Origin of the sequence: Burkholderia sp. R-40 (assembly GCF_049942845.1) — a bacterium.
GTDB lineage: Bacteria > Pseudomonadota > Gammaproteobacteria > Burkholderiales > Burkholderiaceae > Burkholderia > Burkholderia ambifaria.
Genome location: NZ_CP187969.1, coordinates 207529 through 229712, shown reverse-complemented (window position 1 = coordinate 229712; position 22184 = coordinate 207529). Strand labels below are relative to the sequence as shown.

The window sequence follows — 22184 nt, the reverse complement described above, 5'->3', positions numbered from 1 at the left end:
CCCGCGGATCAGACGACCGCCGAGCGTGCGACGCGCACCGGCACCGACTTGTACGACGGCGTGCCGCTTTCCTTGTCGATGTAGTCGAGCGGCACGAGCACGTTCGCTTCCGGGTAATACGCGCCGACCGACCCTGGCGCGATGTCGTACTCGATCGCGGTGATCTTCTCGAGGCGCAGCGTGCGGCCCGACGCGGTGGCCGTCTCGATGTCGACGAGGTCGCCATGTTCGAGTCCGTACTTCGCGAGGTCCGCCGCGTTCATGAACAGCACGTCGCGTCGTCCGAACACGCCGCGATAGCGATCGTCGAGCCCGTAGATTGTCGTGTTGTACTGATCGTGGCTGCGCAGCGTGATCAGCATCAGCACTTCCTCGTCGCCATGCAGTCCAAGTCTTCCTCAAGACCGTGAAGATCGAGAACATCGCGCTGCCCGTCGCCGTCGCCCACACACGCTCGGTCGGCGGCCGCCGCAGACGGAAGCCGCCGGGTATGCGGATGCGCTCGTTGTATGCCTCGAAGACGGGAATACCACCGTGCGTCGATCGCGTCGCGAATCCGGTCGTAATCCGCGACCAGGTCGATGCCACGCGACCATGCTGGCCGGCAGCGTTGCACGGGCGATTCCGGCGACGATCGCGGGCTCGGAGCGCAGCTGGTCGGACGCGGGCTTGAGCTTGCCGGCCGACGCGTGGACCATCGACATCGAATCCTCGACGGTGATCGACTGCCGGCCGCTCGCCTGCATGTCGAGCTCGGTGCGGCCGAGCACGGGCAGAATCAAGGCGTCCTTGCGTGACCAGAAGGTGCGAGCGGTTCAGCTTCGTGCCCAGATGCACGCTGAGATCGAGCTTCGCCATCGCGGGGAACGACTGCTCGGGATCGGGCAGCGCGACCGCGAAGTTGCCGCCGAGGCACAGCAGCGCCTTGGCCTGGCCGTCGATCATCGCCTGCATTGCCTGCACGGCGTCGTGCCCGTGCTGCGCGGGCGGCCGAAAGCCGAACACGCGCTCGATGCGTCGGCAGGAACGCAGCCCTCGGCTTCTCGGTGATGCCGACCGTGCGGTTGCCCTGCACGTTCGAGTGGCCGCGCAGCGGACAGACGCCGGCCCCCGGGCGGCCGACGTTGCCCCGCATCAGCAGCGAGGTTTGCGATCAGATGCACGTTTTCCGTCCCCTTGTTGTGCTGCGTGACGCCCATCCCGTACGTGACGATCGTCGCGTTCGACTTCGCATACGCGAGCGCGACCTGTTCGAGCTGCGCCTGGCTCAAGCCGCTCGCGCGCTCGATGTCGTCCCACGACGTGGCCTTCAGGTCGGCGCTGAACGCGTCGAAGCCGCTCGTGTGCTGCGCGATGAAATCCTTGTCGAGCACGTCGCCGCGTTCGGCCTCGAGCTGCAGCAGCGCCTTCATGATGCCCTTCAGCGCGGCCGCGTCGCCGCCCGCGTCGACCTGGTAGTACGTCGACGCGATGCGCGTCGAGCCGAACGATGCCATCTCGATCATGTCCTGCGGATCCGCGAAGCGTTCGAGCGCACGTTCGCGAAACGGGTTGAACACGATGATCTGCCCCGTTGCGGCGCGCGCACTCGTGCAGCGTGCCCATCATCCGCGGGTGGTTGGTGCCGGGGTTGTGGCCGATCGAGATGATCAGCTCACAGTGGTCGAAATCCTCGAGCGACACCGTGCCCTTGCCGATCCCGATCGACTGCGGCAGGCCGACGCTGGTCGGCTCGTGGCACATGTTCGAGCAGTCGGGGAAGTTGTTGGTGCCGAGCTCGCGCGCGAAGAGTTGATACAGGTAGGCGGCTTCGTTCGACGCGCGGCCCGACGTGTAGAACTCGACCTGCTCGGGCGGCAGCGCGCGCAGCACCTCGCCGATGCGCGCGAACGCATCGTCCCATTCGACCGCGCGGAACGTGTCGGTCGCGCGATCGTAGACGAGCGGATGCGTGAGCCGGCCCATGTTCTCCAGCTCGTAGTCGGACATCCGCAGCAGCGACGACACCGGGTTCGCCGCGAAGAACTCGGGCGTCACGCGCTTGGTGGTCGCTTCCCACGTGACGGCCTTCGCGCCGTTCTCGCAGAACTGGAACGTCGACTTGTGTTCCTTGTCGGGCCACGCGCAGCCGGGACAGTCGAAGCCGTCGGGCTGGTTGGTCCGCATCAGCACGATCGGCGCCTCGATGGTTTCCATCTGCGTGCGCACGGCCTCGGCTGTCGCGCGAAGCGCGCCCCAACCGCCGGCGGGCCCATCGTACTTCCTGATGCCTGGCACTTCGCGTCGATTTGTCATGTGAATCTCCATCAGCCGGGCCCGCTGCGGGCCGGCTCGGGTTGCGCCGCATCGCGGCGTTGGGGGCAAGCGGGCCCGTGCATGCGGGCCCGCGTGTTATTACTGCGCGTCCTTCTTCGCACCGGACGACTTCTTGCCGGATGGCTTCGCTGCGGGCACAGGCGCGGATGTAGGCGTCTCGTCCTTCGCTTCGTCATCCTTTGCATCGGATTCCGCCTTCGCCGCCTTGCCGTTCGGCCGCGCTTTGCCGTCGGCGTTCCTGGCCGCGTCCTTGGTGTCCTTGACGTCCTTGGCATCGGGCCGCGCGAGCTTGTTGAACGTCACCGCGTCGCTCGCCTTGTCGTAATCGACTTCGACGCGATCGCCGGACTGCAGCTTGTCGGCGAGGATCTCCTTCGCGAGCTTCGTCTCGATGATCTGGCGCACCTGCCGCTTCAGCTCGCGCGCGCCGAATTCCGGTTGATAGCCGGCTTCGGTCAGGTGTTCGACGAGCGCGTCGCCCATCACGAGCGTGATGTCCTGCGCGGCGGCGGTGCGCACCACGCGGTCGAGCTGGATCTGCACGATCGAGCGGATGTTCTCCTTCGACAGCGCATGGAACACGATCACCTCGTCGATCCGGTTCAGGAACTCGGGGCGGAAATGGCCCTTCAGCACCTGCATCAGCTGCTCGCGGATCGCCTTGTCGTCTTCCTGCGGCCTCGCCTGCGTGAGGTTGTCCATGATGATCGCGGCGCCGAGGTTGCTCGTCGCGATGATGATCGTGTTGCTGAAGTCGACCACGCGGCCCTTGCCGTCGGTCAGCCGGCCGTCGTCGAACACCTGCAGCAGCACGTTGTAGACGTCCGGATGCGCCTTCTCGATCTCGTCGAGCAGGATCACGCTGTACGGGCGGCGCCGCACGCGCTCGGTGAGCTGGCCGCCTTCGTCGTAGCCGACGTAGCCGGGCGGCGCGCCGATCAGCCGTGCGACCGCGTGCCGCTCCATGTACTCGGACATGTCGATGCGGATGATCGACTGCTCGTCGCCGAACACGGTCTCGGCCAGCGCCTTCGCGAGCTCGGTCTTGCCGACGCCGGTCGGCCCGAGGAACAGGAACGTCGCGATCGGCCGGTGCGTCTGGCCGAGCCCGGCGCGCGACAGCCGCACGGCGTCGCTCACGGCGACCACCGCATCGTTCTGGCCGATCACGCGCTCGCGCAGCTGCTCTTCCATCTTCAGCAGCTTCTGGCGCTCTTCCTGCGTGAGCTCGGACACCGGAATGCCCGTCAACCGCGACACGACCTCGGCGACCGATTCGACGGTCACTTCCAGCGTCTCGGAACCGGTCTTGCGCTGCCATGCCTCCATCTTTTCATCGAGCGACTTCTGCTTCGCGTTGATCTGCTCCTCGAACTGCTTCGCCTGGTCGAAGCGCTTGCGCGACGTTGCGTAGTCCTGCTCGCGCTTGAGCTGCACGATCTGCGCTTCGTCTTCCTGGATGTCGGCGGGGCGCGACGTCGCGCCGATCCGCACGCGCGCGGCGGCCTGATCGATCAGGTCGATCGCCTTGTCGGGCAGGAAGCGCGCGGTGATGTAGCGGTCGGCGAACTCGGCGGCCGCGACGAACGCGTCGTCGGCGAACGTGACCTGGTGGTGCGCCTCGAGGCTGTCGCGCAGCCCGCGCAGGATCACGATCGTCTGCTCGACGCTCGGCTCCGGCACGAACACGGGCTGGAAGCGCCGTTCGAGCGCCGCGTCCTTCTCGATGTGCTTCTGGTATTCGTTGAGCGTGGTCGCGCCGATCAGGCTCAGCTCGCCGCGCGCGAGCGCCGGCTTCAGCACGTTCGCGATGTCGAGCCCGCCTTCGCCGCCGCCCTGGCCCGCGCCGACGATCGTATGCAGCTCGTCGATGAAGAGGATCAGCTCGTCATGCTTGGCCGTCACTTCGTCGATCAGCTGCTTCGCGCGTTCCTCGAATTCGCCGCGATACTTCGCGCCGGCCACCATCGAGTTGATGTTGACCTCGACGAGGCGCTTGCCGCGCAGCACTTCGGGCACGTCGCCGTTGACGATCCGTTGCGCGAGGCCTTCGACGATCGCGGTCTTGCCGACACCGGGCTCGCCGATCAGCACCGGGTTGTTCTTCTTGCGGCGCGCGAGCACTTCGATCGTGCTCTCGATTTCCTGCGCACGGCCGAGCACCGGGTCGAGCTTGCCCTGGCGCGCGATCGCGGTGAGGTCGCGGCCGAACTTGTCGAGATTCGGCGTGCCGGTCGGCGCGTCGACGCGGCCATCTTCCGCGCCCTTGCCGACGACCTTCACGACCTTCTGGCGCAGCGCTTCCGGCGTCACGCCGTATTTCTTCAGCAGCGTGCCGGCAATGCTGTCCGGCACCGCCGCGAGACCGATCAGCAGGTGCTCGGGGCCGATGTACGAGTGCCCGAGATCGCGCGACGCCTGGAATGCGTACTGCACGGCCTTCTTCACGCGCGGCGAGATCGACAGCTTGTCGAGCGACGCGTCCGCGGCAGCCGTGCCGGTGTGCGCATGCTCGTCGATGTAGGCCTTCAGGTCCTGCGGCGACAGCTTCAGCTCCTTCAGCAGCGCCGCGCACACGTCGGTATCGGCGAGCGCGTACAGCAGGTGTTCGGTGTCGAGTTCGCTGCGGCGCAGTTCGTGCGCCTTCTCGGCCGCATGCTGCAGCAGTTCGAGCGTCTGCTCGCTGAACGCATCGGTCGGGTCGACCGATTCGCGCGGAATCTCGGCGGCCAGCGGCGACGCGTCGCCGTCCTCGCCGAACAATGAGGACGCGCCACCACCCAGCAGCGAATCGAACGGGTTCAGCATGCTCTGATGCCGCATCAGCTGCCGGAAGTGGTAGTCGCAGATCGAGATCGTCTTGCGCTCGCCGTCCTGCATCACGGTGGCGCGCGCGACGGCCGGCCGGGCGTGACAGATATCGCAAAGTGCGGGCATGGTGGTCTGGCTCCTGTCAATGAACGTGGATCGAAAGGGAAATCCCGATGCGCGACGGCACGGCAACACCGGTGCGTCGCTCAGCCCGCGGCATCACTTCGACTGCGTTCAAAATAGCGAATTGGCCGAACGCCTCCAAGACACAGTTCCGCACCGGCCCGGCCGGGAATTGCACCCTCACATGCGCGCGTGCGTCCGGTGCAAGGAGTACAGACGAGCGCGCATGCGGGTGCGGCGGGCGGAACCGGGGAACGGCGCGGCGCGCCACGCGCGCAAAGCGCGGTGCGACATCGGCGCGCAGGGCGACGGCAGGCGGCAAACGGGAAGGGCTGCGCGCGCTGAAACGCGGCGCACGCGCGGCGGCGAGATCGCGCGGTGCGGTGAGGGAAGCGGGCGGATTACGCCGGGCCGCGCACGCGCGCCAACCGGTGCATGGCGCGGGGCCGATGGCGAAGCGGGCGGGTTGCACGGTGCGGGCCGGATCAGGCGCAACCGTGGCGAACCGGCGTCAGTCGGAGAGTTTCATCGCGAGGCGCTGCCGCGCAATCTGCTTCACGTCGGTCGACAGTGCCGCATCCTGCAGACCATTGGCCCACACAGTGAACGAATCCTCGATCAGGTTGCGGGTGTCGGGCGACAGTTCTGCCAGCATCAGCGACACCACGGTGAACAATACGGCGGTGTCGGCAGCCTGGCGGCTCGTGTTCGCGTCGACGGCCTGCTTCAGGCTGTCGACCGACGCTTGCAACGACTGCAATGCTTGATTCGAATCGCTCATGTCACGCTCCATGCAGGAGGGTTCAGCCGGCGACGAACGTGCGGCCGGCAACGCGGCCGGCGTGCGCGACGCCCGCCGGGCATCGCGCGCGGGCAGGCCGTCAGGCGGCCGTGCTGGCCTGCGGCGCCACGGCCACCGATGCCTCGCTCGTCAGCATCAGGAACGTGAACGTTTCGCGCAGGTACAGGCGGACGACCTTGTCGGTATGGCTCGTATAGCCGATCGACACGTCTTCGCCGAGGTGCAGCTCGTAGTCGCCGCCGCGGGTGGACAGCACGCAACCGCCGCTGATCGCCGGCGCCCAGATGATCTCGCCGCTGACGATGCGCTTGATGTGGCCGAGCACCGGGTAGCCCTGGTCGCGCGCTTCGCTGAGCGCCGTGTAGGCGTCCGAGCCGAGCACGACCGTGTACGGGCCGTCGACGCCGGCGAGCCGTAGCGCTTCCAGCGCGTCGCTGATCGCGTCCGGGTACGCGCTGACGTCGGTCGGCAGCGTGAGCTTGCGGTTCGACGTGCCTTCGCGGATGCCGACGATGTCCGCGGCCAGATAGCCGTCGAAGATCGCGCCGTCTTCCGCGAATGCCAGGCGCTGCGCGGCGTCCTTCGCCGGCTGCCAGTCGGCGTCGCGCGCGCCGCGCTCGACGCTGTCGATCGCGTCGCGGCTCAGCTCGAACGGCACCGTCAGCTCGACGACGTTGCGGACTTCGCGCAGCCGCGCGCTCACCTGCTCGCGCGGCGCGGTGACGTCGCGCAGATGCCCGGTGCCGACGGCCGACAGCTCGGGGCCCGCCGGGCCTTCGACGTCGACCACGCGGCGCCCGGCCACCGAGCGCTTGAAGGTGCGCGCGACTTCTTCCTCGATCTGCTCCCACGCGGACGAGGCAATCGGCGCGAGTTCGCGGTGCAGGTTATTCATAGGCTTTGGCTCCTTTCAGCGATCCGATGTTCAGCGAGCCGTCACGACGCGGCTCGGGCGATGAGGGTGCGGGCGGCGCGGCGGCGGCGTCGGCCGGTGCGGCGCGATCGGCGAGCGTTTCGAGCAGGTCGGCCGACGGCACGAAGAACAGCGAGCCCGTGACTGCGCGGCTGAAGTCGAGCAGCCGGTCGTAGTTGCCGGGCGGGCGGCCGACGAACATGTTCTCGAGCATCTGCTCGATCGGCGCCGGCGAACGCGCGTAGCCGATGAAATAGGTGCCGAATTCGCCGGAACCGGGGCGCCCGAACGGCATGTTGTCGCGCAGGATCTTCACTTCCTGGCCGTTTTCATCGAGCGTGGTCAGCGAGCTGTGCGAGCACGACGGCTTCACGTCCGGCGCGAGCTCGATGTCGGACAGCTTGGTGCGGCCGATGATGCGCTCCTGCGTCTCGACCGCGAGCGCGTTCCAGCCGGCCATGTCGTGCAGGTACTTCTGCACGAGCACGTAGCTGCCGCCCGCGAATTCGGCGTCCTCGTCGCCGATCACCGTGAAGTCGACCGCCTCGCGGCCTTCCGGGTTCTCGGTGCCGTCGACGAAGCCGATCATCGCGCGCTGGTCGAAGTTGCGAAAGCCATGCACCTCGTCGACGACCGTGACCGCGTCGCCGAGCGCGGCGAGCAACTGGGTCGCGAGTTCGAAGCACAGGTCCATCGCGTCGGCGCGAATGTGCAGCAGGATGTCGCCCGGCGTCGCGACCGCGACGCGCTGGCCGGCGCCGAATTCGCGGAACGGATGCAGCGACGCGGGACGCGGATCGCCGAACAGCGCATCCCATGCGTCGGAGCCGAAGCCGCATACGCAGGACAGGTTGCCGCTCGGCACGCGCTTGCCGACCGAGCGCACGAGCGCGGCGATGTCGCCGCACCACGCGCGGATCGTGTCGGCGTGCTCGGCGCCGGGGTTGACGGTTGCGACGAGGAAGATCGCGCTGCGCGTGATCGGGTTGTGAACGGCCTGGGAAAGCGGGGGACGGGTTTGCATCGCGGCCTGCCGGTCAGTCATGTCGGGACGGACGGGCCGCGGCTGCCGCGGCGCGCGAAGACGAACGGGTGGACTGTGTCATGCGACTGTTCTCTTTGTGACATGCGGATGAAGGACGTTGCGCGGGCATCGCGCAACGGGCCGCAGCGGCGGCGACCTGCCGTCCGGGCGCGAAAGGGAAGGCAGGCAGGATGGCCGCGCGTTCGCCCGGCGCGTGACCTCTCCGCACCGCGTAACGTCGTCGAGCCTGCAATCTAGCAGCTTCGGCGGGTCTTTGGAACACGTATCGACGATCTGTCATTCGAATGGGTTGATCAGGGTTCGATTTTGCATCGCATGCGTGCAGCTGTACTCCTGAAGCGCGCGCCGCTGTGCTCTTGAGCGGGCGCGATGCGTGCAGTAGATTGGGTTCGCTCCACCTGCCGACGAGGGCCCTCATGACGAAGAACCTGCTGGAAGCGCTGCGAATTTTTGTCGCGGGGGACGAGCACGGGGTCGACGGAGCGTCGAGCGCGGCACCTACCTCATTGCAACGGTCATCGCCTTGAACACGTCCACTGCTTCCGCCGATACGGCCGCCGAGCGCATCCGCCGCCGCTTCGGCCACTTCCTCCATGCGGCCGAGCTGGCCGGCCTGATCGTGATCGGTCTGGCGACCGCGTTCGCGATGACGCAGGAAGCGTGGAAGGTCGTGCTCGCGGGCGAGGTGTCGCTCACCGACCTGCTGCTGATGTTCCTGTACCTGGAAGTGCTCGCGATGAACGTGCGCTATCTGCGGCTCGGCCGGCTGCCGGTGCGCTTTCCGTTGTTCATCGCGATGACGTCGCTCGCGCGCGACCTGATCCTGCGCGGCGCGACCGACGGCCCGGAGCGGATGCTGATGACCACGTTCGGGATCGTGCTGCTCGCGGTGGGCGTGCTGATTCTGAGCTTCGGCCAGCATCGCTTTCCGGCGGAAGTCGACGATGTCGAGGAGGACGCGCATACGCGCCGGTGACGTGCGGCCCGCGCCGCTCGTGCCGCTCGTGTTCGCGCTGCAGCGGCAGGCGCGCGTATCGAACCCACGGATCCCGGCACGCAACGCGCGGCCGGTCCGACCCATCCGCGGATGTCCGTCGACTGGCGGCGTTCGCGTCGCTCACCAACCCGAGAGGTGTCGCATGACCAAGCAACTGATCGTCGCCGTATTCGGCAGCGTCGACACGGCCCGTCAGGCCGCGAACGATTTCGAGGCGCTGTCGGAGAAACACGAGGGATTTCACGTCGACAACGGCGTCGTCGTCGAAAAGGACGCGAACGGCAAGCTCGCCGTGCTCGACACCGAGTCGCGGCCGTTCAAGGGCGGGCTGATCGGCGCGATCGCGGGCGGCTTGCTCGGGATGCTCGCCGGGCCGCTCGGCGCGATCGCCGGCATGGCGGCCGGCGCGGGGGCCGGCATCGTCGCGGACGCAGCCGGCAATGCGCTGCTCGACGGCCAGTTCGTCGAATCGGTCGCGACACGGCTCGCGCCCGGCAGCGTCGCGGTCATCGTCGAGGCGGACGAGGCGACGCCGTTTTCGGTCGACAACATCGTCACGGGATTCGGCGGGAAGGTCGTGCGCCACGTTATCGGCTAGGCTGCGGTTCGCGGCGTTCGAACCGCATGAAGTCCGGCGTTCGGCCCGGCGCGGATCGCATCGACGGCACCTGCGCGTTCGAGCGACGCCGCGCATCGTGACGCACGAACCGGCATTGCGCGTGCGCGGGACTTAGGGACTTAGGGACTTAGACGATCAGCTATACCGAGCGTTGGCGCGCACGACGTCACGCTCGAAGGTCGCCACGCGAATCGCATCGTGCCGTTTCGCGTCACGACCGCATGCGCGCGGCGGTACCGACGACACGACACGCGGCTGCGTGCCACGGCCCGCCCATCTGTTCACCACACCCGCGCAATTTGACGTTTGGCCGCCAAACTGTCACTTACATTCGCCGAATTGACGCAGTAGGATGCCGATCCTCGTCATGATGGATTTCGCATTGCTACCCGCCTTCAATTTCGGTAACGGCCGACGCTCGCACCAGAACGCCCGCCAGCGGGCACGGCTATCCGGCTTCGCGCATCGGCGCGGCACGCGCGCACACGCGTCGCGGGCCGGTTCACCGCTGGCGGGGCGAGGCGGATGAAGCTCTACGAGAAATTCGCGAACGACATAGAGAGACTCATCCGGCAACGCGTGTATCGACATGGCGATCGTGTGCCGTCGGTACGGCAGGCGAGCCAGCAGCACCGGATCAGCATCACGACCGTGCTGCACGCGTATCTGCTGCTCGAAAGTCGTGGGCTGCTGGAAAGCCGCCCGCAGTCGGGCTACTTCGTGAACCTGCGCCGCGACGACAACCACGCGCCGGTGCGTGAGCTGCGGCCGTCGAAGCCGATCGCGATTTCGTCGTCGGTCGACATGAGCCGGCTCGTGCTGTCGACGCTGCGCGCGATCGGCACCGACGACGCGGTGCCGCTCGGTTCGCCGTATCCGGACCCGAGCCTGTTTCCGTTCGAGAAGCTGAACCGCTATGCGTATGCAGCCGGCCGCGACAAGTCGCTGTGGGGCGTGACGGACGGGCTGCCGCCCGGCCATCCGCGCCTGATCCGGCAGATCGCGCGACGCTATCTGGAAAACGGGATGTCGGTCGATCCGAACGAGATCATCGTGACGGTCGGCGCGACGGAGGCGATCAATCTGTGCCTGCAGGCAGTCGCGAAACCGGGCGATACGATCGCCGTGGAGTCGCCGACGTTCTACGCGATGCTGCACGCGATCGAGCGGATGGGGATGAAGGCGATCGAGGTCGCGACGCACCCGGAATACGGAATCGACATCGCGGCGCTGGCGGCTATCGCAAAGTCGCAGCCGATCGCCGCGTGCATGGTGATGCCGAACTTCCAGAACCCGCTCGGCTTCCAGATGCCCGACGAGCGCAAGCGCGAACTGGTTGAATACGCAACGAAAGCCGACATGCCGATCATCGAGAACGGCGTGTACAACGAATTGTATTTTGGCAATGCACACCCGAGCGCGCTGAAGGCGTTCGACCGCAACGGGATCGTGCTGCACTGCGCATCGTTCTCGAAGAGCCTGACGGCCGCCTACCGGATCGGCTGGGCATTGCCGGGCCGCTATCGCGAACAGGTCGAGAAGCTGAAATTCCTGAACACATTGGCGACGCCGTCGCTGCCGCAGCTCGCGATCGCCGAGTTTCTCGAACGCGACGGCTACGAGCATCATCTGCGGCGGATTCGCAAGGCGTATGCGCAGCAGGCGAACCTGATGCGCGCGATGGTGTCGCGGTTCTTCCCGGAAGGCACGCGCATCTCGAGCCCGGCGGGCGGTTACGTGCTGTGGGTCGAGCTGCCGGCACAGGTCGACGCGATGCGCCTGTACCAGCTCGCGCTGGAGCAGGGCATCACGATCGGGCCCGGCTATATGTTCTCGATCGCGGACACCTACCGCAATTTCATCCGGCTGAACTACAGCAGCCCGTGGTCGCCGGAGATCGAGCGGGCGATCGTCACGGTCGGCAAGCTCGCGGCGGGCTGCATGGATTGACGGCGCGCCAGGCGCATCACGCGAAGTCACGTCGGGTCACGTCCCACATCGCCATCACGTCGCTTCGCGTGACGGGATGAAGAAGGGCGTGGCATGCGGATTGCGCGCGTCGCCGCACCCTCCGCATGCGTATCCGCGTGTTGCGCCGCAACGAGCATGACGTCGTACGCCGGTTGTAAATCGCATACGCGCTACATTCCGCGTTTGCGTGTGCCGCAGGGTCGTCTGTACCTGTTCTTTTCAGGAAGGACGCCGATAATGGGACCGTTACCCCACATTCCGGGAGCCATGCCATGTCCGCAAGTGACGCCTCGTCTTCACGTCCCGATCTCGCGCAGGGCATCGCGCTCGACGACATCGCCGACGGCGCGATGGTCGAAGGCCGGGTCGGCGACGCAACGGTGCTGCTGGTGCGCCGCGCCGACGAACTGTTTGCCGTGACCGGGCAATGCCCGCACTACGGCGCGCCGCTGGCCGACGGGCTGCTCGTCGGAGACACGATCCGCTGCCCGTGGCATCACGCGGCGTTCTGTCTGCGCACCGGCGCAATGCTGCGCGCGCCAGCGCTCGACGGCCTGACGTGCTGGCGCGTCGAGCGTCGCGATGGCCGCGCGGTCGTGCTCGATGCACAGCCTGCCGTGTCGCCGCCCGCGCTGAAAGCGGCCGGGCTGCCCGAATCGGTGGTGATCGTCGGCGGCGGCGCGGCCGCGATCGCGGCGGCCGTGACGCTGCGGCAGGAAGGCTATCCGCACGCGATCACGCTGCTGAGCGCGGACAGCGAGTCGCCGTACGATCGGCCGAACCTGTCGAAGGATTATCTGGCCGGCACGGCCGAAGCCGACTGGCTGCCGCTGCGCGGTGCGTCGTTCTATACCGACCAGCGCATCGACGTGCGCTGCGGCACGCGCGTTACGCGGATCGATCCCGCAGGGCACGCAGTCGAACTCGCGGACGGCAGCCGCGTCGGCTACGGCGCGCTGCTGCTCGCGACCGGCGCCGAGCCGAACCGGTTGACTGTGCCGGGCGCCGATCTGCCGCACGTGCGCGTGCTCCGCTCGCGCGCCGATTGCGATGCACTGATCGGCACGCTGAAGCATGCGCAGCGCTGCGTCGTGGTCGGCGCGAGCTTCATCGGCCTCGAGGCGGCCGCCGCGCTGCGCACGCGCGGGCTCGTCGTGCAGGTGGTCGCGCCCGATGCGCATCCGATGGCGCGCGTGCTCGGCGACGCGCTCGGCGACACGCTCCGCGCGCTGCACGAGTCGCACGGCGTGACGTTCCATCTCGGCGTGACGCCAGCGCAGATCACGCAGGACGGCGTGACGCTGTCGAACGGCGACGTGCTGCCGGCCGACGTCGTGGTGGTCGGCATCGGCGTGCATCCGGACGTCGCGCTCGCGCAGGACGCGGGGCTGGCCGTCGATCGCGGCGTGACGGTCGACCGTTTCCTGCAGACGAGCGCACCGGACATCTACGCGGCCGGCGACATCGCGCGCTGGCCCGATCCGTTGACGGGCGAGCGCATTCGCGTCGAGCACTGGGTCGTCGCGGAGCGGCAAGGCATCGCGGCGGCGCGCAACATGCTCGGCCAGCAGCGGCCGTTCGACGCGGTGCCGTTCTTCTGGACCCAGCACTACGATCTGACCGTCCGCTATGTGGGACATGCGGAGCAATGGGACCGCGTCGAGATCGACGGCGACCTGCGCGCGCACGACGGCTCGGTGACGTACTGGCGCGGCGACAAGCGGCTCGCGGTCGCGACGATCGGCCGTGATCTCGACTGCCTGAAGGCGGAAGAGGCGCTCGAGCAGCAGGGCGCTGCAAAGTCGCGCTGATGGTCGCGCTCGTGGCGCGTTGACTGCGTCGCGAGGTGGCTGAACCCGCGACCTCAGGCCCACCTACTGCGCACGTGCACACGACAAGCCCGACAAGCCCGACAAGCCCGACAAGCCCGACAAGCCCGACAAGCCCGACAAGCCCGACAAGCCCGACAAGCCCGACAAGCCCGACAAGCCCGACAAGCACGACAAGCACGACAAGCACGACAAGCACAGCACGCCCCGACAGGCGCGCACCTTGCTCGAAAGCGCGACGGTGACTTCACCGTCCCCGCTTTCGACAAGGAGGGCCTGACATGAAAGCAGTGGTATTTCACGGCATCGGCGACATTCGCATCGATACGGTACCCGACCCGGAAGTCTCGCAACCGACCGACGCGGTCGTGCGCCTGACCGCCAGCGCGATCTGCGGCACCGACCTGCACATGGTGCGCGGCACGCTCGGCGGAATGAAGCCGGGCACGATCCTCGGCCATGAAGGCGTCGGCATCGTCGAGGCGGTCGGGCGCGACGTGCGCAACCTCAAGCGCGGCGATCGTGTGCTGATTCCGTCGACGATCGCGTGCGGAAGCTGCGCGTACTGCCGCGCGGGCTACACCGCGCAATGCGACGTCGCGAACCCGGGCGGCCCGCGCGCGGGCACCGCGTTCTTCGGCGGGCCGGCGGACACGGGCCCGTTCGACGGGCTGCAGGCCGAATATGCGCGCACGCCGCTTGCGAACGCGAGCCTGATCCGGCTGCCCGACGCAATCGACGACGACCGCGCGATCCTGATGTCCGATATTTTCCCGACCGGCTATTTCGGCGCGCAGCTAGCGGAGGTGAAGCCGGGCGACACGGTGGCCGTGTTCGGCGCGGGGCCGGTCGGCCAGTTCGCGATCGCGAGCGCGAAGCTGCTGGGCGCGGGGCGCGTGATCGCGATCGACCGCATCGCGTCGCGCCTCGACATGGCATGCGCGCAAGGCGCGGAAACGATCGACTTCTCCGAGGAAGACCCGGTCGATACGGTGCTGCGCCTGACTGGCGGCATCGGCGTCGATCGCGTGATCGACGCGGTGGGCGTCGACGCGATGCGCGCGACGCACGGGCCGGCCGCGGCCGATCGCGACGCGGCGCGCGCCTTCGATGCGGAAGTCGACGCCGTCGCGCCGCGCCGCAAGCCGGACGGCCGCTACTGGACGCCGGGCGACGGGCCGTCGCAGGTGCTGCAATGGGCGGTGCGCGCGGTCGCGAAGGCCGGCACGGTCGCGGTGATCGGCGTGTATCCGCCGCAGGCGCGCGTGTTTCCGATCGGCGAGGCGATGAACCGCAATCTCACGATCAAGATGGGCAATTGCAATCACCGGACCATTACGCCGCACCTGATCGAGCTGGTGCGCAGCGGCGCGTTCGACCCGGTGTCGGTGCTCACGCGCTGCGAGCCGCTGACGAACGCGATCGATGCGTACCGCGCGTTCGATGTGCGCGAGCCCGGCTGGATGAAAGTGAAGCTGACGCCATGACGATCCCACTGGAACGAGGAGCACTGCGATGAGCGATACGAATACTCGCTACGACAACTGCATGGCCGCGTGCGACGCGTGCGCGCACGCCTGTGACGCGTGCATGGCCGCGTGCCTGGCGGAGCCCGACGCACACAAGCTGGCCGACTGCATCGCGCTCGACATCGAATGCGCGCAGCTGTGCCGCTTCGCGTCGGGCGTGATGGCGCGCGGCAGCGTGGTCGCGCCGCGCGTGTGTGCGCTGTGCGCGCAGGTATGCGAGCTGTGCGCGGTCGAATGCCTGCGCCATCTGCACGAACATTGCCGGCGCTGCGCGCTGGCGTGCGACGCGTGCGCGGCGATGTGCCGCGCGATGGCTTGAGCGAGGGCCTACGCGCGGGCCTGCGTGACGGCTCGAGTGAAGGCGTGAACGCTGCTGTGAGCGATCGCGCCCACGGTCATGGCGTGCCATGCACCGTGCGCGCGACACGCTGCAGCAGTGCGTCGAGCACGGCCATCTCGAGGGGTTTCACGAGGTGATCGTCGAAGCCCTCGCGCGCCGTGCGCGCGAGATCCGATGAGCTGGCATGACCGGACAGCGCGACACAGATCATGCCGCCCGGCGTGTCGATCGCGCGCAGTTCGTGCAGCAGCGTGTAGCCGTCGACGTCCGGCATCGACAGGTCGATGAGCATCAGGTGCGGAACGGCTTCGCGCACCAGCGCCAGCGCATCGCTCGCGTTGTACGCGACGCGCGGCACGTGCCCCTTCAATTGCAGCAGCACGGCGAGCGTGTCGGCCGAATCGCGGTTGTCGTCGACGACGACGATGTTCAGCGGCGCGGCGGCCGGCTTCGCGGCGCGCGGCGCGGGCGCTTCCGTGCGTGCCGTTTCCACGTGGTGCTCGACCGGCAACCGTACCGTGAACGTCGCTCCGTGGCCGGGGCCGTCGCTTTCGGCGGAAATCCTGCCGCCATGCAGCTCGATGAACGACCGGCAGATCGCGAGGCCCAGCCCGAAGCCGTCGGACGGGCGCCGGCCCGGCACGCCGTCCTGGTCGAACAGGTCGAAGATCGTCTCGAGCGAACCCGCCGCGATGCCGACGCCGTGATCGGTCACGCGAATCGCGACGGTCGACCCTTCGCGGTCGGCGGAAACGTCGATGCGCTCGCCGGGCGGCGAGAACTTGGACGCGTTGTCGAGCAGGTTGTGCAGCACCTGCACGAGCCGCGCGGCGTCGCCGCGCACCACCACGGGCTCGGGCGGCAGTTCGACGCGAAGATGCTGCTGGCGCGCGGCCAGTTTCGGCTGGATGCTCTCCACGCCGCGGCACACGACGTCGCGCACGGTCACCGGCGCGTTGTCGAGTTCGACCTTGCCGGCCGTGATGCGCCCGACGTCGAGCAGATCGTCGACGAGCCGCGTCAATTGTCCGACCTGACGGTGCACCGCGTCGCGGCATTGCGCGAGCATCGGCGCCGGATCGGGTAGCGTTTGCAGCACGCTGACGGAGTGCCGCAGCGGCGCGAGATGGTTGCGCAGTTCGTGCGCGAGCATCGCGATGAACACGCTGAGCCGGTGCGTCGACATTTCCAGTTCGGCGAGCCGCTTGCGCTCGGTCATGTCGCGCGTGATCTTGATGAAGCCGGCCAACTGGCCCCCATGATCGCGCACGGCCGTGATCGTCACGCTGGCCCAGAACAGCGAACCGTCCTTGCGCACGCGCCAGCCTTCGTCCTCGAAACGGCCGTGCACGCTCGCTTCGCGGAGCCCGAGCGCGGGCCGGCCCGCGGCGATCGCGTCGGGCGGATAGAAGCGCGAGAAATGGTGGCCGATGATCTCGGTGGTGCGATAGCCCTTGATGCGCTCCGCGCCCGCGTTCCAGGTCGCGACGTTGCCTTGCGGATCGAGCATGAACACCGCGTAGTCGGTGATCGCGCCGACTACGGTTTCGAAGCGGAACTCGGCGAAGCGATGCAGCAGATCGCGTGCATCGGCGGGGCCGAGCGGCGGAGGCAATTCGGAAATGGCGTCGTCTTTGTTCATCGAACCTGAGTCTAATGAGGGTGGCCTCGGGCCAACCCGGCCGCGCCTGGCGGAACCGGCGGCGGCGATTCGAACCGGATTGAGTCGCTCGAAAGCATACGGGAACCCGATTCACCTGATCAATGGGTGCGCATTGTGCATGCCGCCTATTGGATGACGCGGTCGATCGGGTTGCCGGCCGCCCGATCGCAGCAGATGCGGCATGCCGATTGCGTCGTGGTCCGACCCGCGCTACACGGGCGCATCGGGCAGGCAGGCGGTCCTGCGGCCCGGCGGAACACGAGGACATCGACATGAACAGTACACTGAATCCCGACAACGAGCCGGTCGGCCCGGACGACGAGAACGCGTCGCGCGGGCGCGACGGCCGCGCGCTGGGCCCGAGCGACTCGTCCGACAGCGGCAGCGACACGGCCGGCGCGCGGCGCCATCCGTTCGACATCGATTCGCCGCTCGACGAGCACGCGCTGGAGCGCGGCGACGCGGCGCTCGACAGCGATACGGACCGCGCGGGCACCGGCGAGCGCGCATCTGCGGACGGCGATGCGGGGCTCGAGGACGCCGCGGATATCGAGCCGGACCGCACGGAACGATTCGACGAGGCCGGCGGCCTTGAAGACCCGGACGAGCCGACAGGCCCGGGCACCGGTGGCGCATAGGGCCCGATACGGCGCGGTTCCGCGCAAAAACTGCAATCGCGTTGCAGATAGGGGCGGCAGCCGGCGCCGGCGACCGGCGTTCGACCGGAGAGCGCCCAAGAACACGGGGAAGCCGCGGGCGGCGTAAACCGACGAGCCGCGGCGAGTCGCCAACGCGCGTCGCCGTGTCGGGCCTTGCCACGAACGCGGCACGCGATTTGCAACCGACCCAACGACGCGCGCCGCGCTGCGGCATGGAGCCGTGCGCGGCACTGGGGCGCGCAAGGAGGACACGATGCAACGACGATATCCGGGACGGCAAGCCGAACGCAGCGGGCCGCCCGACTGGCAGGAACGCGGCGAACGTGCGTACCGGGGCGGCGAGCGCGACTTTCGCGGCGACGAAACCCGGCGGCACGACGCCGACTATGAATCCGCGTACCGGCGCTTCGCGAGCGAGAACGTCGGCCCGGAAGACTGGGGCAGCGAGTGGAGCGAACGTTCGGCGCGCACGTCGGCCGAGCGGCGTCCGGGCGACGTCGGCGACTGGCGCGACGCGCCGGGCGGCTCGCGCGACCCCGAATGGGAAGCCCAACGCGGCTACGGCAACCGCGGTCGTCGCATGGAAGGTGGGGAGGGCCGTGAAGGCCGGTATGGTGGCGATCAGCCGGGATTCCGCGAGCATTACCGGATGGGCGGGTACGGCGGCGAGCGCGACCATGATCCGCGCGATCCATACGATCCGCGCCGTACCGAGGCGCAACGCGAAGCCATGCGCCAGCGCCGTGGTCCAAAAGGCTATACGCGCTCGGACGAGCGCATTCGCGAGGACGTCTGCGAGCGGCTGGCGCACGCGCTCGACATCGACGTGAGCGACGTCAGCGTGCAGGTGCGCGAAGGCCGCGTCGAACTGGACGGCACCGTGCCGTCGCGCTGGATGAAGCACGACATCGAGGACATCGCCGACGGCTGCATGTGCGTGCGCGACGTCGAGAACCGCGTGCGGGTGCGCCGCGACGACGACGAACACCAACCGGGCACGGTGCTGCATCCGTCCCAACGCACCGTCACGCCGACGCAGCCCGCCGTGCGCGACCCCGAACCGGGCAGCGGCACCGGCCGCGACCGCGAATCGCACCATTGACGGCCGATGCGCGGGACGACCCGACCACGGACCCAGGCATCGCGCGCATGACGGCCGGCACCGACGAGCTGGCGCGCGACGGCCGCGACCCGCGCGGCAACGGCGCGCGCCACGACCGCCGCGACGATTCCCGCGACCACGACGTGCGCGGTTTGCGCATGCGCATCGCGCTCGAGCTGTGGCGCGCGATCCGGCATTACCGCACGCGCGTGTTCGCCGCGATCGTGCTGCTGGTGCTCGCGAAGGCGGCGGCCGTATCGGTGCCGCTGCTGCTGAAGGATATCGTCGACGGATTCGGCCGCGCGGCCGGCCAGCCGATCGCGCTGCCGGTGCTGCTGCTGTTCGCGTATGCGGTCGTGCGCTTCGCCGCGAACGCGCTGAACGAAGTGCGCGACATGACCTTCGTGCAGGTCACGCAGCACACGGTCGCGTCGTTTACCGTGCGCACGTTCGGCCACCTGCACCGGCTCGGCGCGCGCTTTCATTCGCAGCGCGAGACCGGCATGGTCGTGCGCGATCTCGAGAAAGGCACGGCCGGCATCGCGTACCTGCTCGGCGTCGCGGTGTTCACGATCGTGCCGACCGCGATCGAGATCGGCTCGGTGCTGGTGATCGTGATCAGCAAATACGGCGGCGGCTTTACCGCGATCATCCTCGTCACGTTCGCGGTCTACGCGGCGTATACGACCGTGTTCACCCGTCGGCGGACGCGCTACCAGCGCCGCGTGAACGCGCTCGAGGCCGAATCGAACTCGCGCGTGGTCGACAGCCTGCTCAACGTCGACACCGTCAAGTACTTCGCGCGCGAGGACGTCGAGCGCAGCCGGCTCGAACGCGTGCTCGACGACTGGCGCGAGGCCGGCGTCGAGAACCAGTACGCGCTGTCGACGCTGCATATCGGGCAGAGCGCGTGCATCGGCGCGGGCATCGCGGCGGTGATGCTGCTGGCCGGCCAGTATGTCGCGCGCGGCACGATGACGGTCGGTGATCTCGTGCTGATCAACGCGTACATCATCCAGATCAGCCTCCCGCTGAACGCGCTCGGCTTCGTGTTCCGCGAGGCGAACGACGCGATGACGAACATCGAGCGCTTGTTCGGGCTGCTCGATGCGCGCGGCCTGCCGGGCGAGGACGGCGATGCGCCCGGCGCGCAGCCGCTCGTGGTGCGCGGCGGCGCGATCGAGTTCGAGCATGTCGACTTCAGCTACGAGCCGAGCCGGCAGATTCTGTGGGACGTATCGTTTCGCATCGAGCCCGGGCAGTCGATCGCGGTGGTCGGCGGCAGCGGCTCGGGGAAGTCGACGCTCGCGCGGCTGCTGTTCCGGCTGTACCAGCCCGATGCCGGCACGATCCGGATCGACGGGCAGGACCTGCGGCTCGTGACCGAGCGCAGCCTGCGCGATGCGCTCGGCATCGTTCCGCAGGACACGATCCTGTTCAACGACACGCTGGCCTACAACATCGCGTACGGCAGGCGCGACGCGACGCGCGGCGACGTGATCGCGGCCGCGCGCGGCGCGCAACTCGACACGTTCATCGAGCGGCTGCCCGATGCGTACGACACGCGCGTCGGCGAGCGCGGCGTGCGGCTGTCGGGCGGCGAGCGGCAGCGCGTCGCGATTGCGCGTGCGCTGCTGAAGGCGCCGCCGATCGTCGTGTTCGACGAGGCGACGTCGGCGCTCGACACGCGCTCGGAGCGCGCGATCCAGCAGGAACTGATGCGCGTCGCGCGGCACCGCACGAGCCTGATCATCGCGCACCGGCTGTCGACGATCGTCGATGCCGACCGGATCCTCGTGATGGAGCACGGCCGGCTCGTCGAGCAGGGCACGCACGACGAGCTGCTGGCGAGCGACGGCGTGTATGCGCAGATGTGGTCGCTGCAGGCGAAGCAGCGCGAGCTGGAGCGCACCGAAGCGAAATTCGCGCGGCAGCCGGTGCGGATCAATCCGCTCGTGGCGCACGTGCTCGACTCGCTGGCGGAGGCGGCCGCCCGGCGCGGCGTGCCGGTATTTCGCGAACTGTCGAACGAGGATCTCGTCGTGGAGGCCGATCCTGCCGTGCTGCGCCGCTTCGTGTGGGAGCTGTGCCGCGGCGGGATCGACGTGAGCGGCGGCGGCCAGGTCGAGGTGCGCACCGCGCGCCACGACCCGGAAGCGCGCATCACGATCACCTGCGCGGGCGTCGAGGCGCCGGAGTTGTCGCTGCTCGATCTCGAACGGCTGCAGGACACGATCGAGGATGCCGGCGGCTACGTCGTGCGCGAGCGCGACGACCACGGCGTGACGTTGCACCTGTCGCTACCGATGTGCGCGGTGGCGCCGGCATCGCTACAGGCGGCCGGCGCCGGCGCAACCGTGCCGACGAAACCGCTCGACGGCGTGCGCATCGCCTGCGTCGACGATCACGACGAGGCGCGCGAGGCGCTCACCGCGCTGCTGAAGTTTGCCGGGGCGGACGTGCGCGCGTTCGCGTCCGGACAGGCGCTGCTCGACGACCTGTGGCACGCGCGCCGCGCGGACTGGCCGGCGCTGCTCGTGTGCGACATCGACCTCGGCGACGACGAGGAGGACGGCTACACGGTGATGCGCCGGGTCCGCCAGCTCGATGCCGAACGCCCGCGCGACGGCCGCGCGCCGCTCGAGGCGCTCGCGTTGTCCGGCCATGCGCGCGAACGCGACCGCGCCCGCGCGGTCGAAGCGGGTTTCCATGCATACCTGACCAAGCCCGCCGCGGCGGACGACCTGATCGCAGCGCTGCGCGCGCTCGCGTTTTCCTCCGGAGAACTCCATGCCGAACCTTCTGAATCCGACGCCCCCCGAAACCCTGACCCAGCGCCGCGGCGGTAGCGCGTTCGCCGATCGCCAGGCCGCGGTCGCGGCCGTCGAGCTGCTGCTGCCGACGTTGTCGGCCGCGTTGCAGAGCGACTTCGTCGGCGACAGCGGCTGCCTGCACATCGTGATCATGGATCCGGCGCTCGGGCCGCGCGACGCTGCATTCGAGGACGCCATCCTCTACGAGTTCTCGCTGCCCGACCCGAAGGACTGGGATGCCGACTATCGCGCCTACGCGCGCGCGAAGGCGCGGCTGTCGTGGGAAACCGGCCGCGACGGCCACGTCGTGCAGGCGCTGGAGCCGTACCGGCTGCGCGCGGGCGACACGAACCTGTGGGGCGGTGTCGCGCAGCACGGGATCGTGGTCGGCGTGTCGGGCGCGCAACCGTGGTTCGACGAGGCGTTCGCGGGCTGCATCGCGCACTGCCTGCGCGCGCTCGCGAAGCACCGCGCGCAGGCGACGCCAGACGCGCTCGCGATCTGAGCCCGGGCGCGCGGGCACGTTTTTACAGCCCGTTATAAAAAAGCCAGCGACCGCGCGCCGCCCGCCGACACGGCACGGGCGCGCGCGCACGGGCATGCTTCTCGCTGTACCCCTGTACCGACGCTTGTCGCGACAAGTGTCACGGCC

Annotated in this window: 15 protein-coding genes and 1 pseudogene; 10 read left to right on the top strand and 6 right to left on the bottom strand. The window is 68.6% G+C overall.

Annotated features, from left to right (window positions below; all coding sequences use genetic code 11):
- Positions 1-8: 8 nt before the first annotated feature.
- The 5 genes and pseudogenes from ACP26O_RS29820 to ACP26O_RS29800 form a co-directional block, all read right to left on the bottom strand.
- Positions 9-2295, bottom strand: a pseudogene (locus ACP26O_RS29820) (FdhF/YdeP family oxidoreductase).
- Positions 2296-2394: 99 nt separating this feature from the next.
- The gene (locus ACP26O_RS29815) at positions 2395-5253 is read right to left on the bottom strand and encodes an AAA family ATPase (RefSeq protein ID WP_426356433.1); all 2859 of its coding nucleotides are present in this window, start codon (positions 5251-5253) and stop codon (positions 2395-2397) included.
- 508 nt (positions 5254-5761) lie between these two features.
- Positions 5762-6031 (bottom strand): hypothetical protein, encoded by a 270-nt coding sequence (locus ACP26O_RS29810; protein WP_175664669.1) that lies wholly within the window; start codon positions 6029-6031, stop codon positions 5762-5764.
- A gap of 100 nt (positions 6032-6131) precedes the next feature.
- Complete coding sequence (locus ACP26O_RS29805; RefSeq protein ID WP_006755574.1) at positions 6132-6947, bottom strand: family 1 encapsulin nanocompartment shell protein; 816 nt, start codon at positions 6945-6947, stop codon at positions 6132-6134.
- A complete protein-coding gene (locus tag ACP26O_RS29800) occupies positions 6940-8010 on the bottom strand; it encodes a Dyp-type peroxidase (protein ID WP_426356432.1) in 1071 nt (356 codons plus the stop codon). Before ACP26O_RS29800 ends, ACP26O_RS29805 begins: the two co-directional genes overlap by 8 nt.
- A 523-nt stretch (positions 8011-8533) precedes the next feature.
- Here ACP26O_RS29800 and ACP26O_RS29795 point away from each other — a divergent pair.
- The 6 genes from ACP26O_RS29795 (at position 8534) to ACP26O_RS29770 (ending at position 15274) form a co-directional block, all read left to right on the top strand.
- Positions 8534-8986 carry a phosphate-starvation-inducible protein PsiE gene (locus ACP26O_RS29795; RefSeq protein ID WP_006755571.1) on the top strand — a complete coding sequence of 151 codons (453 nt, stop codon included), beginning with the start codon at positions 8534-8536 and terminating at the stop codon, positions 8984-8986.
- 163 nt (positions 8987-9149) lie between these two features.
- Entirely contained in the window at positions 9150-9605 is a 456-nt protein-coding gene (locus tag ACP26O_RS29790) for a DUF1269 domain-containing protein (protein ID WP_175664671.1), read from the top strand.
- Positions 9606-10151: 546 nt separating this feature from the next.
- Positions 10152-11576, top strand: coding sequence for a PLP-dependent aminotransferase family protein (locus tag ACP26O_RS29785; RefSeq protein WP_175664672.1), 1425 nt, complete (start codon positions 10152-10154; stop codon positions 11574-11576).
- A 293-nt stretch (positions 11577-11869) separates the two neighbouring features.
- Positions 11870-13408: an FAD-dependent oxidoreductase gene (locus tag ACP26O_RS29780; protein WP_175664673.1), complete on the top strand. Its 1539-nt coding sequence runs from the start codon at positions 11870-11872 to the stop codon at positions 13406-13408.
- A 299-nt stretch (positions 13409-13707) separates the two neighbouring features.
- Positions 13708-14913, top strand: a complete 1206-nt coding sequence (locus ACP26O_RS29775; protein WP_105832369.1) for a zinc-dependent alcohol dehydrogenase — start codon at positions 13708-13710, stop codon at positions 14911-14913.
- 28 nt (positions 14914-14941) lie between these two features.
- Entirely contained in the window at positions 14942-15274 is a 333-nt protein-coding gene (locus tag ACP26O_RS29770) for a ferredoxin (RefSeq protein ID WP_012372709.1), read from the top strand.
- Between the two features lie 76 nt (positions 15275-15350).
- On the opposite strand, the gene ACP26O_RS29765 is transcribed toward ACP26O_RS29770, so the two are convergent.
- Entirely contained in the window at positions 15351-16937 is a 1587-nt protein-coding gene (locus ACP26O_RS29765) for a PAS domain-containing hybrid sensor histidine kinase/response regulator (RefSeq protein WP_175664674.1), read from the bottom strand.
- Between the two features lie 293 nt (positions 16938-17230).
- Here ACP26O_RS29765 and ACP26O_RS29760 point away from each other — a divergent pair, with 293 nt between their 5' ends.
- The 4 genes from ACP26O_RS29760 (at position 17231) to ACP26O_RS29745 (ending at position 22037) form a co-directional block, all read left to right on the top strand.
- A complete protein-coding gene (locus ACP26O_RS29760; protein WP_011660559.1) occupies positions 17231-17596 on the top strand; it encodes a hypothetical protein in 366 nt (121 codons plus the stop codon).
- A gap of 274 nt (positions 17597-17870) precedes the next feature.
- Positions 17871-18719, top strand: a complete 849-nt coding sequence (locus ACP26O_RS29755) for a BON domain-containing protein (protein WP_175664675.1) — start codon at positions 17871-17873, stop codon at positions 18717-18719.
- A gap of 47 nt (positions 18720-18766) precedes the next feature.
- Positions 18767-21568, top strand: coding sequence for an ABC transporter transmembrane domain-containing protein (locus ACP26O_RS29750; RefSeq protein ID WP_425101076.1), 2802 nt, complete (start codon positions 18767-18769; stop codon positions 21566-21568).
- Positions 21510-22037, top strand: a complete 528-nt coding sequence (locus ACP26O_RS29745; RefSeq protein ID WP_105787588.1) for a hypothetical protein — start codon at positions 21510-21512, stop codon at positions 22035-22037. The genes ACP26O_RS29750 and ACP26O_RS29745 overlap by 59 nt, the downstream gene beginning before the upstream one ends.
- Positions 22038-22184 lie beyond the last annotated feature (147 nt).

Coding starts and splice junctions, on each gene's coding strand:
- ACP26O_RS29815 (WP_426356433.1), bottom strand. CDS start 5,253: ATGCCCGCACTTTGCGATATCTGTCACGCCCGGCCGGCCGTCGCGCGC.
- ACP26O_RS29810 (WP_175664669.1), bottom strand. CDS start 6,031: ATGAGCGATTCGAATCAAGCATTGCAGTCGTTGCAAGCGTCGGTCGAC.
- ACP26O_RS29805 (WP_006755574.1), bottom strand. CDS start 6,947: ATGAATAACCTGCACCGCGAACTCGCGCCGATTGCCTCGTCCGCGTGG.
- ACP26O_RS29800 (WP_426356432.1), bottom strand. CDS start 8,010: ATGACTGACCGGCAGGCCGCGATGCAAACCCGTCCCCCGCTTTCCCAG.
- ACP26O_RS29790 (WP_175664671.1), top strand. CDS start 9,150: ATGACCAAGCAACTGATCGTCGCCGTATTCGGCAGCGTCGACACGGCC.
- ACP26O_RS29785 (WP_175664672.1), top strand. CDS start 10,152: ATGAAGCTCTACGAGAAATTCGCGAACGACATAGAGAGACTCATCCGG.
- ACP26O_RS29780 (WP_175664673.1), top strand. CDS start 11,870: ATGTCCGCAAGTGACGCCTCGTCTTCACGTCCCGATCTCGCGCAGGGC.
- ACP26O_RS29775 (WP_105832369.1), top strand. CDS start 13,708: ATGAAAGCAGTGGTATTTCACGGCATCGGCGACATTCGCATCGATACG.
- ACP26O_RS29770 (WP_012372709.1), top strand. CDS start 14,942: ATGAGCGATACGAATACTCGCTACGACAACTGCATGGCCGCGTGCGAC.
- ACP26O_RS29765 (WP_175664674.1), bottom strand. CDS start 16,937: ATGAACAAAGACGACGCCATTTCCGAATTGCCTCCGCCGCTCGGCCCC.
- ACP26O_RS29760 (WP_011660559.1), top strand. CDS start 17,231: ATGAACAGTACACTGAATCCCGACAACGAGCCGGTCGGCCCGGACGAC.
- ACP26O_RS29755 (WP_175664675.1), top strand. CDS start 17,871: ATGCAACGACGATATCCGGGACGGCAAGCCGAACGCAGCGGGCCGCCC.
- ACP26O_RS29750 (WP_425101076.1), top strand. CDS start 18,767: ATGACGGCCGGCACCGACGAGCTGGCGCGCGACGGCCGCGACCCGCGC.
- ACP26O_RS29745 (WP_105787588.1), top strand. CDS start 21,510: ATGCCGAACCTTCTGAATCCGACGCCCCCCGAAACCCTGACCCAGCGC.